The organism is Pseudomonas sp. TH49 (assembly GCF_016650625.1).
Classification (GTDB): Bacteria; Pseudomonadota; Gammaproteobacteria; order Pseudomonadales; family Pseudomonadaceae; genus Aquipseudomonas; species Aquipseudomonas fluorescens_H.
Genome location: NZ_JAEKFL010000002.1, coordinates 1,316,851 through 1,329,505, shown reverse-complemented (window position 1 = coordinate 1,329,505; position 12,655 = coordinate 1,316,851). Strand labels below are relative to the sequence as shown.

At 62.1% G+C, this 12,655-nt stretch carries 14 protein-coding genes; 6 read left to right on the top strand and 8 right to left on the bottom strand.

The genetic code is table 11. The features are described 5' to 3' along the window. Nucleotides 1-89 precede the first annotated feature (89 nt). The 7 genes from phnE to JFU48_RS23385 all read right to left on the bottom strand — a co-directional run bounded on the left by phnE (nt 90) and on the right by JFU48_RS23385 (nt 5,222). Nucleotides 90-857 carry a phosphonate ABC transporter, permease protein PhnE gene (phnE, locus tag JFU48_RS23415; protein ID WP_007969262.1) on the bottom strand — a complete coding sequence of 256 codons (768 nt, stop codon included), beginning with the start codon at nt 855-857 and terminating at the stop codon, nt 90-92. Beyond that, nucleotides 854-1,681 carry a PhnE/PtxC family ABC transporter permease gene (locus JFU48_RS23410; protein ID WP_201137823.1) on the bottom strand — a complete coding sequence of 276 codons (828 nt, stop codon included), beginning with the start codon at nt 1,679-1,681 and terminating at the stop codon, nt 854-856. The genes phnE and JFU48_RS23410 overlap by 4 nt, the downstream gene beginning before the upstream one ends. Continuing rightward, nucleotides 1,675-2,472, bottom strand: a complete 798-nt coding sequence (locus JFU48_RS23405; protein ID WP_201137822.1) for a phosphonate ABC transporter ATP-binding protein — start codon at nt 2,470-2,472, stop codon at nt 1,675-1,677. Before JFU48_RS23405 ends, JFU48_RS23410 begins: the two co-directional genes overlap by 7 nt. After that, complete coding sequence (locus tag JFU48_RS23400) at nt 2,469-3,332, bottom strand: putative selenate ABC transporter substrate-binding protein (RefSeq protein ID WP_201137821.1); 864 nt, start codon at nt 3,330-3,332, stop codon at nt 2,469-2,471. Before JFU48_RS23400 ends, JFU48_RS23405 begins: the two co-directional genes overlap by 4 nt. Before the next feature lie 190 nt (nt 3,333-3,522). After that, nucleotides 3,523-4,113 carry an HD domain-containing protein gene (locus tag JFU48_RS23395; RefSeq protein WP_201137820.1) on the bottom strand — a complete coding sequence of 197 codons (591 nt, stop codon included), beginning with the start codon at nt 4,111-4,113 and terminating at the stop codon, nt 3,523-3,525. 77 nt (nt 4,114-4,190) lie between these two features. After that, a complete protein-coding gene (locus JFU48_RS23390) occupies nt 4,191-4,748 on the bottom strand; it encodes a helix-turn-helix domain-containing protein (RefSeq protein WP_201137819.1) in 558 nt (185 codons plus the stop codon). Between the two features lie 75 nt (nt 4,749-4,823). Continuing rightward, on the bottom strand, nt 4,824-5,222 hold the full coding sequence (locus JFU48_RS23385) for a RidA family protein (protein WP_201137818.1): 399 nt from the start codon (nt 5,220-5,222) through the stop codon (nt 4,824-4,826). 122 nt (nt 5,223-5,344) lie between these two features. On the opposite strand from JFU48_RS23385, the gene JFU48_RS23380 reads away from it, so the two are divergent. Further along, nucleotides 5,345-6,271: a LysR substrate-binding domain-containing protein gene (locus JFU48_RS23380; protein WP_201137817.1), complete on the top strand. Its 927-nt coding sequence runs from the start codon at nt 5,345-5,347 to the stop codon at nt 6,269-6,271. On the opposite strand, the gene JFU48_RS23375 is transcribed toward JFU48_RS23380, so the two are convergent. Then, a complete protein-coding gene (locus JFU48_RS23375; RefSeq protein ID WP_201137816.1) occupies nt 6,249-7,109 on the bottom strand; it encodes a LysR substrate-binding domain-containing protein in 861 nt (286 codons plus the stop codon). The genes JFU48_RS23380 and JFU48_RS23375 overlap by 23 nt on opposite strands. Before the next feature lie 135 nt (nt 7,110-7,244). On the opposite strand from JFU48_RS23375, the gene JFU48_RS23370 reads away from it, so the two are divergent. Genes JFU48_RS23370 through JFU48_RS23350 form a run of 5 tightly spaced genes read left to right on the top strand, consistent with a single transcriptional unit; the run spans nt 7,245 to nt 12,557 of the window. Further along, nucleotides 7,245-8,297 (top strand): agmatine deiminase family protein, encoded by a 1,053-nt coding sequence (locus JFU48_RS23370; RefSeq protein ID WP_201137815.1) that lies wholly within the window; start codon nt 7,245-7,247, stop codon nt 8,295-8,297. Between the two features lie 3 nt (nt 8,298-8,300). Further along, nucleotides 8,301-9,209 carry an N-carbamoylputrescine amidase gene (gene aguB / locus JFU48_RS23365; protein ID WP_201137814.1) on the top strand — a complete coding sequence of 303 codons (909 nt, stop codon included), beginning with the start codon at nt 8,301-8,303 and terminating at the stop codon, nt 9,207-9,209. Between the two features lie 2 nt (nt 9,210-9,211). Beyond that, entirely contained in the window at nt 9,212-10,315 is a 1,104-nt protein-coding gene (locus JFU48_RS23360; protein WP_201137813.1) for an extracellular solute-binding protein, read from the top strand. A 47-nt stretch (nt 10,316-10,362) separates the two neighbouring features. Further along, a complete protein-coding gene (locus JFU48_RS23355; RefSeq protein WP_201137812.1) occupies nt 10,363-11,484 on the top strand; it encodes an agmatine deiminase family protein in 1,122 nt (373 codons plus the stop codon). A 50-nt stretch (nt 11,485-11,534) separates the two neighbouring features. Beyond that, nucleotides 11,535-12,557, top strand: coding sequence for a GlxA family transcriptional regulator (locus JFU48_RS23350; protein WP_201137811.1), 1,023 nt, complete (start codon nt 11,535-11,537; stop codon nt 12,555-12,557). The last annotated feature ends 98 nt before the right edge of the window (nt 12,558-12,655 follow it).

Below are 12,655 nucleotides of genomic sequence, written 5' to 3'. Positions count from 1 at the left end.
GTTGAGCCCTGAGCGTCCATGAGCGGGTGTGACTATCCGGAAAAGGCAGAAATTTTAGCAGTGCAAATTCTGGTGTGCATTTTAATAGGTCAAGCCTTGACCCAGCGCTGCCGGCTCCATGCACTCAGCGAATCCACGCCCAGCACCAGAATCAGCATCGCCAGAATCACCGTACTCGCCTGCGCTTCCTGAAACAGGCTCAGGCTGACATACAGCATCTGCCCCAAACCACCGGCACCGACAAACCCCAGCACACTGGCCATGCGAATATTGTTTTCCCAGCGATACAGGCAATACGCGAGCAATTGCGGGGCGAGGTTGGGCAGGGTGCCGTAGCAGAACGCGAGCACTGGATTGCCGCCCTGCAAGCGGATCGCTTCGGCCGGTTCTGGCGGGGTGTTTTCCAGCGCTTCGGCGAACAACCGGCCGAGCACGCCAGTGGTGTGCAAGGCCAGCGCGAGGGTGCCGGCGTTCGGGCCGAGGCCGGCGGCGAGCACCATCAGCGCCGCCCACACCAGTTCCGGAATCGCCCGCAGGCCGTTGAGCAGCAGGCGCGAAGCGCTTTGCAACGGCCAGCCGAAACGCCCGGCCGCGGGCAGCGCGAGGAGAATGCCGAACACCGCCGCGAGCAGGGTGCCGAGGGCCGACATGGCGAGGGTTTCCAGCGCGCCCTTGAGGATCGCCTGCAAATGCGTGGCGCTCAGGTCCGGGCTGAGAAAACGCTGCGCGTAGGCACCCATCTGCTTGAGGCTGGTGGCGCTGCCGAGTTCACCGAGATCGAGTTCGAGGTAACCGAACGAGGCGATAACCGCGACGCCAATGCCGACGATCAGCAACAGATTGATCAGGCGATTCATGTCAGCCTCCAGCGCAGCAGGCGGCTGAGTTGGTCGGCACCGAGCACCAGAATCAGGAACGTCAGCAACATGCTCGCCACTTCACCGCTGGCGAACATGCGCAGTGACAGGTCGATCTGTTGGCCAAGGCCTCCGGCGCCGACGAATCCCATCACCACCGACGCACGAATCGCGCACTCCCAGCGATACACCGTGTACGACAGCAGCTCGGCCGCGACATTCGGCAGAATCCCGTAGGCGAACGCCGCGAGTCGTCCGCTGCCGGCCTGCATCAAGGCGTGCGCCGGGCGTTGGTCGGTGGATTCGAAAATTTCCGCGTAGACCTTGCCGAGCATGCCGCTGTAGGTGATGGTGATCGCCAGCACACCGGCTGCCGGGCCGAGGCCCACGGCACGCACAAATAGTAGCGCCCAGACGATCTCGGGCACGCTGCGCAAGAAGATCAGCAGGCCGCGCACCGGCCAGCGCAACAAGCGCCCGACCCGACTGGGAATGCCGCCGCGGGACGCGGAGGACAACGACAGTGCGCGGCTGGCAATCAGGCTCGCCGGCACCGCCAGCAGCAGCGCCAGAGCCATGCCGGCGGTGGCGATGGCCAGGGTTTGTAGGGTGGCTTTGAACAGCAACTGAAGAAAATCGTGGTCATGCGCCGGTGGCCAGAATCCGGAGATGAAACGGCCCATTTCGGTCTGGCTGTCGCTGTGCAGCAACACCCCCAGATCCAGTTCGCTGAGCTGGATGCCCGGCCACAACAAGGCCAGCGCCAGCAGAGTCAGCAACAAGCGCGGCGCGGCGGCCGGGTCGCGTGAATCAGCCCTCAGCATCGCGGGATCTGCACAATCAGCGGCGCACTGTGCGTCGTCGGGCTTTGCAATTGCTCGTTGGCGTACAGCGTGTCGAGCATTTCGCGGCTGACCTGTTCGGCAGGGCTGTCAAACAGGATCTGGCCGTCGCGCAGGCCGATGACCCGCGGGAAATGCGCCAGCGCCAGTTCCACCGCGTGCAGGCTCGCCACCAGTGTGACGTTGTGCGCCCGCGCGTGCTGCGCGAGGATCGACAGGGTGTGCCCGGCGAGCACCGGGTCCATCGCCGACACCGGTTCGTCCGCCAGCAGAACCTCCGGCGCCTGATACAGCACCCGGGCAATGCCTACGCGCTGCAATTGGCCGCCGGACAATTGCTGGCAGTAAGCGAAGAGTTTGTCGCCCAGATCCAGGCGGGCGAGGGCGGCACGGGCGCCGGGAATGTCCGTGGGATGCAGCAGATTCAGCAGGCTTTTGCCCAGACTCCACTGCCCGAGTTTGCCGGCCAGCACCGCCGTCACCACCCGTTGGCGCGGCGGCAGCGGCGGCGCTTGGTGAACCAGACCGATGCGCGCACGCAGGCGTTGCCGTTGATGGGCGGATAGGTGCCAGGGACGCTCGCCCAGCACCTCGATTTCACCGCTGCTGGGGCGCAACGCGGTGGCCAACAGATTCAACAGACTCGACTTGCCGGCCCCGGAAGGGCCGATGATCGCTACCTGTTCGCCCACGCCAATCTGCAGGTCAACGCCGCGTAACGCGTCGACCCCGTTGGCGTGGTGCAGGCTGGCGTGTTTGAGGCTCAGGGTCATTTCAGCAGGTCGGCAGCGCGAGCGGCTTCCTCGATGCCCTTGTAGTTCTCGGGTTTGGTGTCGATGAAACGGCTGGCCGCCTGCAGATCAAGAATCTTCTTCTGCTCAGGGTTGGTCGGGTCGAGGTCGAGGAAGGCTTTCTTGATCTTCGCCGCCAGCGCCGGGTCGAGGGTGCCGCGCACGGTCCAGTTGTAATCGAAGTAGGCCGGGGTGGTGGCGAACACGTGGACTTTGCTGGTGTCGACCTTGCCGGCATCCACCAGTTTCTGCCAGACGCTGGCATTCAGCACACCGGCGTCGACTTTACCGGCCTGGACCCAGGCCACGGTGGCGTCATGCGCGCCGGAGTAGGCGACGCGGCTGAAATAGGCTTCAGGCTTGATGTTGTCGTTCTTCAGCATGAAATAACGCGGCATCAGGCTGCCCGACGTCGACGACACCGAGCCGAAAGCGAAGGTCTTGCCCTTGAGGTCGGCCAGACTCTTCACGTTTGGGTCGGCGGTGATGAACTTGCTGGTGAACTGCGCATCCTGCTCGCGCTGCACCAGCGGGATAACCGGGGTGGTGGCGTCGGTCTTCAGGCGCGCCTGAACAAAAGTGAAACCGCCCAGCCAGGCCATGTCGAGGCGATCGGTCGCCAGCGCTTCAACCACCGCCGGATAGTCGGCCACGGGAACGAACTGCACTTTCATGCCCAACTGCTGCTCCAGATACGCGCCCAGCGGCTCGAACTTGCGCAGCAATTCGGTCGGGGCTTCATCGGGAATCGCGCTGACCCGCAACACATCGGCGGCATGCGCCACCAGAGCAGAAAAAGACAGGGCCAGACCAGCAGTCAGTGCCAGGGTTCGTTTGAGCATGGAAATCTCCGTTTCATGAGCGTCGCATTCTAAGTGCCAGGGCGCGAGGTGTCGCGCTCGGGCGCTCAATCAGGTTAGACGAAACGGCGAGGTTATACGCAGCCGGGCAGTCAAAGGCCAGCGCGGGTATCCGGGGATGTTTTGCTCCACGTTTCATGCCGGCGGTTGGGGCTGAGATGAAACAACTGATTCAGGATCGCTCGGTGCCGCTTTGGCGGTCGCTGATGCGCTGTCGGGTGTCTTGGTCGATCAGCTCGCGCAGGGTGGCGAAAACCGGGTCGGCGCTGGTGTATTTCTTGCCGTAGCCGAGATTGAAACCGTAATCGAAATCCGCCGGGTTCAAACCTTGATTGTGCTGCAACAAGGTCTCCAGCTTATCCAGTGCCTTGACCGCTTTGGCTTCGGCGGACTGCGCATTTTCGTAGTCGTCCCACAGCGCCAGAATCTCGTTGCGCAGTGCTTCATCGAGCGAACGGGTCAGCAGCAAAAGGTCGTTGCGCTCCTGTTCGCCCTTGTCGGGGAACGCGGCTTGATTGACCGCAGGAATATCGCCATTGATGGCTTCGCCCAAATCGTGAATCACGCACATCTTCAGGACTTTGAGCAGGTCGAGGCCGTCCAGTTGATCGGCGAAGACAATCGCCATCAGGCACAGGCGCCAGCTGTGTTCGGCGGTGCTTTCGGTGCGGCCGCTGGAGGTGTGCGCGCTGCGCAGGACGTCCTTGAGTTTTTCTGCTTCGCGCAGAAATTCGAGGCGGCCCTTGATGATTTCGAGGTTCATGTGTCTGCCTGGCTGAATACGCCGAAAAGCTCAGCCTAGAACTGAAGACACTTGGCGTCCACGCATAAAATATGCGTTCAGAGGGTTTCCACCAGACGCGCGGCGCTACCGTCAGACAGCGCAATGCGCGTCCAGCGGCACAGGCTGGGACGAATCGGCACGAGGTCGGAGGCATTGCTGCCGGTGCTGAATTCCACGGCCGGCGGCGCCTGAGTCTCGTGCCAGCCACGGCTCGTCAGGGCCGACTCACTAAGCACAATTTCCGGCGTTGCGAAGCGCCACAGCGACTGCCCCAGCAACTTACTCAAGGGCTGGGTGAACTCGGCAGCACGCGCAGGAGAGCAGGCCAGCAAACGGTGGGTGAGGTCGCAGATCAGGTGCATCGGCCGCTGACTTTCCCCGACCAGACGCGCCAATACCTGATCGGCCGCGCTGTCCAGGCGCGCAGCCAGCAAGCGCTCCAGCTGTTGTTGCGCGATAGGCTCCAGCGCCTGCACACCGCTTTCCCAGCGAGAAATGGTCGACTGGGTGACGTTGAACAACTGCGCCGCATGCGTCTGTTTGACGCGATGCAGCAGGCGCCAGCGTCGTAAGGCGATACCGGGCAGGGCGGGCTTCAATAACAGGTCTGACATGGCGGTTGTGGAAAATGGGTAGGCGGGCCGGACAGTCTGAAGACTGCCGACCCCCGGTGCAAATCCGCCAGACGATCAGGCCGTTTCGCGCAGCCTGGCGATCACCTTGATCTCGAACTGAAACCCGGCCAGCCAGGTCACGCCGACTGCGGTAATCGTCGGATACGGTGCGCTGCCCCAGAACTCCGGCACTACTTCCCAGATGGTTTCGAAGGTCGATTGTGGATCGATCATGAACACTGTGACGTCCACCGCGTCGGCAAAGCTGCAACCGGCTGCATCGAGAATCGCATTGAGGTTGTTGAAGGCCAGGCGCACCTGGTCCTGCAGATCCGGTTCGGGCGAGCCGTCCTCACGGCTGCCGACCTGTCCCGAGACGAACAGAAAACCGTTGGAACGAATCGCCGGCGAATAACGATGGCGCTCGTAAAGCGCATGGCGGGCTGGCGGGAAAACGACGTCGCGCTGGGTCATGGGTGTCTCCATCATTGTTTGGTCATTGACGATGGGGTGACTTTAGGGACTTGCGCAGCCGCGATAAACGCGCAACCTTGGCGTTCACTGTTTGCAAAATCCAAACAATCCGAGGGCGAAAAGTGGACCGTTTTGATGCAATGCAGGCGTTCGCCCGGGTGGTCGAGGCGGGGAGTTTCACCAAGGCTGCCGAGACCTTGCACATGAGCAAGACCACCGTGACGCAACTGGTGCAGCGACTGGAGGCCCGGCTGCGGGTCAAGTTGCTCAATCGCACCACGCGCAAGGTCAACGTCACTGCTGATGGCGCGATTTACTACGAGCGAGTGATCAAGCTGTTGGCCGATATGGACGACGCTGAAACCGGTCTGTCCGGCGCCTCGGCATTGCCCAGAGGGCGCTTGCGCGTCGATGTGCCAAGTCCGCTGGCGAGGCTGATCCTGATGCCGGCATTGCCTGAGTTTCACGCGCGTTATCCGGATATTCAGATCGACATGGGCGTCAGCGACCGCATCGTCGACATCATCGATGAGAACGTTGATTGCGTGGTACGCGGCGGCGAATTGCTCGATCAGTCACTGATGGCGCGGCGGGTTGCCGATCTTCAGCTTGGGGTCTTCGCCGCGTCGAGTTATCTGGCCCGCGCCGGCACGCCGCTGCATCCACGGGAGCTGGAAGACTCGCATCATCGGGTGGTCGGCTTTCTCTGGGCGCGCACCGGCAAACCGGTGCCCTACGCCTTGCACAACGGCAGCGAACATCTGCAGATCAAGGGGCGTCACGTGCTGGCAGTCGATGACGGCAATGCCTACCTTGCGGCAGGTCTGGCCGGCATGGGCGTGCTGTGGTTGCCCAGGTACATGTCGCACGCACATCAAGCCCGGGGTGAGTTGGTGCCGCTGTTCGAGGACTGGCAACTCGAACCGATGCCGCTTTATGTGGCATATCCGCCGAACCGGCATGTCAGCCTGAAACTGCGGGTGTTCATCGACTGGATCATCGAGCTGATGGCGCAGCATGCACCGGTCATCGAGCGCCGAGGTTTTTGATCAGCCACTCGCTGAAGCATCGCGCCATCGGGTCATTCTCGCTGTCGCGATGGGTCAACAGCGCCCAGTTCGGGCCACGAATGGTTTGCTCCACCAAGGGTTGCAGCAGCCCGTTTTCCTGCGCCTGACGGCTGAGCAACTGACTGACCAGCGCAATCCCCAACCCCGCCGCAGCGGCATCGAGCAACAAGCCCGGATCGGAAAAATTCAGCCCCTGATCCTGCTGCCCGACATCGACGCCGGCCTCCACCGCCCAGTGGCTCCAATCCATTTCCCGTTCACCGTGCAGGGTGGTGCGCTGCGCGGCAGGTTGCGCCAACACGTTGGGGTGACACGCCGGAAACAGGCGGTCGGCATGTAGCACCTTGAAGTTGCATTCAGCCTGGGAGCTGATGTCGTCGCGCACTGCCAGATCGATGGTTTGCGTGGCCATGTCCGGCACTTCATCGGTGCTGAAAATCCACAGATCGACCTGCGGATGCTGACGCCGAAAATCCGCCAGACGCGGCAGCAGCCAGTGCCGGGCAAACGCCGGCGTGGTGTTGAGCACCAGTTGGTTGGGCTTCTGATATTGCCCCAGACGCCGGATGCCGACCGCCAGTTGCTGCAGCATCGCCTGGGTGGTGCTGAGCAGATCGTGGCCGGCATCGGTCAGCGTGACGCTGCGACCGTTGCGAAAGAACAGTGGCTGTTCGAGGTACGCCTCGAGGCTGCGGATTTGCTGGCTGATCGCCGATTGAGTGAGGCTCAACTCATCGGCCGCCTTGTGAAAACTGCCAAGGCGCGCAGCCGCTTCGAAGCCGCGCAGCGAGCTGAGCGGCGGCCAGTGCTTGAGCATATCGATAAGTTCCTCTAATCAGTTGTGCGCTAAATCCATCGTTTGTTGGCGCGGTTTTAGCTCGGTAGCATTCACCTCAAGCCAAATCACGGCAATTTCCATTGAACACAATGGCTTAATCGAGAGGTGCTTGTCATGTCGCTCAACGAGAATAACAACAACGCTTGGATGATGCCTGCCGAATGGGTGTCGCATGCCGCGACGTGGATGGTCTGGCCGCATAACCAGGCGCTGTGGGAGTCGGGATGGCGCGTGACCTTGCCGCTGGTGCAAAAGGATTTCGCCCGGGTCGCCAACGCCATCGCACGCTTCGAACCGGTGAAAATGGTCGTCGATCCGTCGGCGCTAGCGAGCGCCAAAGCCCTGTGCGGGCCGAACATCGAGCTGATCCCGCTGGCGGTCAACGACAGTTGGTGCCGCGACTCTGGCCCGAGCTTCGTCTGCCACCCGCAACAAGGGCTGGCCGGTGTCAGCTGGCGCTTCAATGCCTGGGGCGGCAAGTCAGCGCATGAGCTGGACGAAAGCCTCGCGCGGCGCGCACTCAATCATCTGGGGCTGGAATGCTTCGGCACGCCGCTGAGCAACGAGGGCGGGGCGATTCATGTCGACGGCGAGGGCACGCTGATCACCACCGAGTCGGTGCTGCTCAACCCCAATCGCAACCCGGGGATCGGCAAAGCCGAGATTGAAGAAATCTTCAGCCGTCTATTGGGCGTGAAGAAAACCATCTGGTTGCCGGGCGATCCGGATTACGTCACCGGCGACATGACCGACGGCCACGTCGATGGTGTCTGCGCCTTCGCTCGTCCCGGCGTGCTGCTGGTGGATGCGACACATGACCAGCGTTCGGTGTACGCCGAAGTGGTGCGGGAAAATCGCCGCGCATTGGAGTTGGCGACCGACGCCCAAGGGCGCAAGTTCGAGCTGATCGAACTGTTCGAAGCCAGCGAAGCGGTGGACAGCGACGCCGAAGTGTTCTGCGCCTCGTACACCAATTTCTACATCGCCAACGGCGCGATCATCATGCCGGCCTACGGCATCGAGGCCGACGAGGTGGCGGCCAAAGTGCTGGCGCAGGCGTTCCCCGGACGCGAAGTGGTGCCGGTGCGCATCAATCATCTGGCCCATGGCGGCGGAGGGGTGCATTGCATCACCCAGCAGCAACCCGCCTGGCCAGTGGAGGGTTGAGCAATGAGCCATCTGACCATCGCCACCACCCAGATGCCGTGCACCTGGGACCTGCCGAGTAATCTCGATCAGGCCGAGCAACTGGTGCGTGAGGCCGCCGCGAAGGGCGCGCAGGTGATCCTGTTGCAGGAGCTGTTCGCCACGCCGTATTTCTGCATCGAACAGAGCCACAAACATCTGGCGCTGGCCGAGGAATACCGCGACAGCCGCGTGCTGCAGCGTTTCGCTGCGCTGGCCAAAGAGCTGGGCGTGGTGCTGCCGCTGAGCTGGTTCGAGAAGGCCGGCAATGCCTACTTCAATTCGTTGAGCGTGGCCGATGCCGACGGGCGTCTGTCGGGGGTGTATCGCAAGACCCACATCCCCAACGCCATCGGTTATCAGGAGAAGGAATATTTCAGCCCCGGCGACAGCGGTTTCCGCGTTTGGGACACCGCGTTCGGTCGCCTCGGCGTGGGTATCTGCTGGGATCAGTGGTTTCCCGAGACCGCACGTTGTCTGGCGTTGATGGGCGCTGAAGTGTTGCTGTTCCCCACGGCCATTGGCTCCGAGCCGGGATGCACGGCGCTGGATTCCCGCGATCACTGGCAGATGACCATGCGCGGTCATGCTGCCGCCAACCTGCTACCGGTGGTAGCCGCCAACCGGGTCGGGCGAGAAGTGGCGACCACCGATCCGTCGCTGCAAATGAGCTTCTACGGTTCGTCGTTCATCAGCGATCACAAGGGCAAGTTGCTCGCCGAAGCCGACCGCGACAGCACGGGCGTGCTGGTGCACGGCTTCGACCTCGAGGCGATGCGCGAAGAACGCCTTAGCTGGGGCATCTACCGCGACCGGCGGCCGGACATGTACGGCGCGGTGCTCAGTCAGGACGGCCGCCACCTCCATGCACGCTGGAACACTCAAGGGGTTTGAACATGGCTACGCACCACAAAAGACTGCTGGGCGCGCTGGGTCTGGCGCTGACATGCGTGATCCCGTCGCTGCACGCCGAGGACAAAACCCTGCGGCTGTACAACTGGGCCGATTATTTTGCCGAAGACACCCTGAGCCGCTTTACCGCGGAAACCGGGATCAAGGTGATTTACGACGTCATGGACGGCAGTGAAACCCTCGAAGCCAAGATGCTCTCTGGCGGCAGCGGCTATGACCTGATCTTCCCCGGCGACACCGTGGCCGAGCGCCTGATGCGGGCCGGCAGCCTGTTGCCGCTGGATCAATCGAAGCTGACGGCGCTGGCCGACATCGAACCCGGTTTGCAGAAATTACGCAGCCATTACGAACACTCAAGCAAAGCCACCGTGCCCTACACCTGGGGCACCATCGGCCTGACGTACAACGCGGCGCAGATCCAGCAGCGCATGGCCGACGCACCGGTCAACAGCCTGGACATGCTGTTCAAACCGGAGCTGGCGGCGAAGTTTGCCGACTGTGGAATTTCGCTGATCGACTCGCCGGATGAAGTGCTGGCGGTGGTGCTCAATTATCTGGGCCGCGATCCGCGCAGCGCGAAACCGGCGGATCTGGCAGCGGCCAGTGAGGTGCTGATGAAGCTGCGGCCTTACGTGCGCAAGTTCCAGTCGCAACCGGTGACCGATCTGGTCAACGGCAACCTGTGCCTGTCGCTGGGTTACAGCGGTGACATGACCCAGGCCCAGCGCACCTCGGACAGCGCCGGCAAGACCACCCGATTCGAATACCGCATCCCCCGCGAGGGCACCACGGTGTGGATGGACACGATGGCGATTCCGGTCGATGCGAAACACCCGGAATACGCCTACGCGTTCATCAACTTTGTGATGCGCCCGCAGAACATGGCGGCGATCAGTAACTTCACCGGTTACCCGACTTCCAACGTCAAGGCGCGGGCCAGCGTCGATGCGGCGATGCGCAACAACCCGGACATCTACCTCGATGAGGTGACCTACGCTCGATTGATCCCGGGCAAGGACATTCCTCAGGCCGATATGCGTGCACGGATGCGCACCTGGACCAAATTCAAAACCGCCACTCAGCCATGATTCAACCGCCGGCGCCCGGTCGCCGGCCCTTTTCAGGAAAACCAGATATGTCGACGCGTCGAGAGTTCATCAAACAGGTATCAGTCGCCGCAGGTGTCAGCGCCGCGGTCATGGGCCTTGGCCTGACGCCGGGCAAATTGCTGGCGGCCAGCGCGGGGGACTGGTTTATGCCCGACGAGGGCGACAAGCACGAGCGCGCCTTCATCGCTTTCGGCGCACAGGATGCGATCTGGGAAGATTTCACCGCGGATGTGCAGGCTGCGCTGGGCCGCATTGCTCGCACCATTGCCCGTTATGAACCGCTCACGGTGTTTTGTCGCAGCGGCGAACGCAGCCTTGCCGAAGAGTACTGCGGCACCCGCAACGTCACCTACGTGACCGCCGCGCTCGACGACATCTGGATGCGTGACATCGGCGCCAATTTTGTCATCGACGACAGGGGCGGACTCGGCGCCGTGGACTTCAATTTCAACGGTTGGGGCGACAAACAGCGGCACAGCAAGGATGCAAAAATCGCCGCGCGTGTGGCCGCCGACGTACAGGCGACGTACCTGCGCAGCGAGCTGGTGGGCGAGGGCGGCGGCATTGAAGTCGACGGTCACGGCACCGGGATCATGACCGAGAGCAGCTGGATCAACAGCAACCGCAATCCGGGCTGGAGTAAGGCCGAGGTCGAGGCTGAATTGAAGGCGCGTCTGGGCCTGCGCAAAATCATCTGGCTGCCGGGGATCAAGGGCAAGGACATCACCGACGCTCACGTCGATTTCTATGCGCGGTTCATCAAGCCCGGTGTGGTGATCGCCAACCTCGACAGCGACCCTGAATCCTACGATCACCAAGTCACGCTGGCGCACCTGGAGATTCTCAAGAAAGCCACCGACGCTGATGGTCGCAAACTGCAGATCCACACGATTTCGCCGCCGCTCAAGCCGCGCAAAAGCAAGTTCAATCAGAACAACCCGGATTTCGCTGCCGGTTACATCAACTACTTCGTGATCAACGGCGCGATCATCGCCCCGGAATTCGGCGACAAGGCAGCCGACCAGAAGGCTTACGACCTGCTGTCGAAGCTGTATCCGGAGCGCAAAGTCGAGTTGCTGAACATCGATGCGATTGCTGCCGGTGGCGGCGGGATTCACTGCGTGACCAGTCATCAGCCGCAAGCGTGATTGACTCTTTGGCCCGGCAAGCCAACTATCGGCGGATAACAACATGACCGATGGGCCAGACCTTGATCGAACGACGTCAATTCAGCGGAGGCATGAAGGGCAAAAACCTCCGCTATCTGAATGAGCAAGCCACCGAGACCCGCATCACCCGCACCGGTTTCCTGTTGCTGGAGCACTTTTCACTGCCGGCCTTCACCCAGGCGCTGGATACCATCATCACCGCCAATCTGTTGCGCGCCGGACTGTTCAGCTCGCGCACGTTCGGTCTGGGCGAGGGAGAGGTGATCAGCGATCTGGGACTGGTGATTCGTCCGGACTCGCGGATTGACCCGGCCAGTCTTGCTCAGCTGGATCTGCTGGTGGTGTGTGGCGGCTACCGCACCGAGCTGAAGGCCAGCGAGGAGTTGATCAGCCTGTTGCGCTGCGCCGCAGAGCGCGGTGTCGGTCTGGCCGGATTGTGGAACGGTGCGTGGTTTCTCGGCCGCGCTGGGCTCCTTGATGGCTATCGTTGTGCGATCCACCCGGAACATCGTCCGGCGCTCACGGAGATTGCCAAAGCCACCCAGGTCAGCAGCGAGCCGTATGTGATTGATCGTGATCGACTCACCGCGTCGAGTCCGTCCGGGGCGTTCCATATGGCGCTGGACTGGATCAAGGGCCTGCACGGCAAGGCGCTGGTCGAAGGCATCGAGGATATTCTGGCGTTCGAGGAGTCGCGGTACCGGCGGATCAAACCGGACGAAAACCTCTGCGTCAGCGCACCCTTGCGCGAGGTGGTCAAACTGATGGACGCCAACCTCGAAGAGCCGCTGGAGCTGGAGCAACTGGCGGTGTATGCCGGCCGATCGCGGCGTCAGCTGGAGCGTTTGTTCAAGGAGCAACTGGGCACCACGCCGCAGCGCTATTACCTGGAATTGCGCATCACCGAAGCCCGGCGCCTGCTGCAACACACCGAGCTGTCGCAGATGGAAGTGCTGGTGGCCTGTGGTTTCGTTTCGCCGAGCCATTTCAGCAAATGCTACAGCGCGTTCTTCGGCTATCGACCGTCCAGGGAAAAACGCCTGGTCAAATAACCCGTGCTGTTTCTACTGCCAGCCACAGACCCGATCCCTGTGATTGGTGTCAGAGCCAATGGCTGAGCGCAGACCAATGTGGGAGCGGGCTTGCTCGC

Excerpts from the sequence above, each read along its gene's own strand:
- phnE (WP_007969262.1), bottom strand. The coding sequence starts at position 857 with ATGAATCGCCTGATCAATCTGTTGCTGATCGTCGGCATTGGCGTCGCG.
- JFU48_RS23410 (WP_201137823.1), bottom strand. The coding sequence starts at position 1,681 with ATGCTGAGGGCTGATTCACGCGACCCGGCCGCCGCGCCGCGCTTGTTG.
- JFU48_RS23405 (WP_201137822.1), bottom strand. The coding sequence starts at position 2,472 with ATGACCCTGAGCCTCAAACACGCCAGCCTGCACCACGCCAACGGGGTC.
- JFU48_RS23400 (WP_201137821.1), bottom strand. The coding sequence starts at position 3,332 with ATGCTCAAACGAACCCTGGCACTGACTGCTGGTCTGGCCCTGTCTTTT.
- JFU48_RS23395 (WP_201137820.1), bottom strand. The coding sequence starts at position 4,113 with ATGAACCTCGAAATCATCAAGGGCCGCCTCGAATTTCTGCGCGAAGCA.
- JFU48_RS23390 (WP_201137819.1), bottom strand. The coding sequence starts at position 4,748 with ATGTCAGACCTGTTATTGAAGCCCGCCCTGCCCGGTATCGCCTTACGA.
- JFU48_RS23385 (WP_201137818.1), bottom strand. The coding sequence starts at position 5,222 with ATGACCCAGCGCGACGTCGTTTTCCCGCCAGCCCGCCATGCGCTTTAC.
- JFU48_RS23375 (WP_201137816.1), bottom strand. The coding sequence starts at position 7,109 with ATGCTCAAGCACTGGCCGCCGCTCAGCTCGCTGCGCGGCTTCGAAGCG.
- JFU48_RS23370 (WP_201137815.1), top strand. The coding sequence starts at position 7,245 with ATGTCGCTCAACGAGAATAACAACAACGCTTGGATGATGCCTGCCGAA.
- aguB (WP_201137814.1), top strand. The coding sequence starts at position 8,301 with ATGAGCCATCTGACCATCGCCACCACCCAGATGCCGTGCACCTGGGAC.
- JFU48_RS23360 (WP_201137813.1), top strand. The coding sequence starts at position 9,212 with ATGGCTACGCACCACAAAAGACTGCTGGGCGCGCTGGGTCTGGCGCTG.
- JFU48_RS23355 (WP_201137812.1), top strand. The coding sequence starts at position 10,363 with ATGTCGACGCGTCGAGAGTTCATCAAACAGGTATCAGTCGCCGCAGGT.
- JFU48_RS23350 (WP_201137811.1), top strand. The coding sequence starts at position 11,535 with ATGGGCCAGACCTTGATCGAACGACGTCAATTCAGCGGAGGCATGAAG.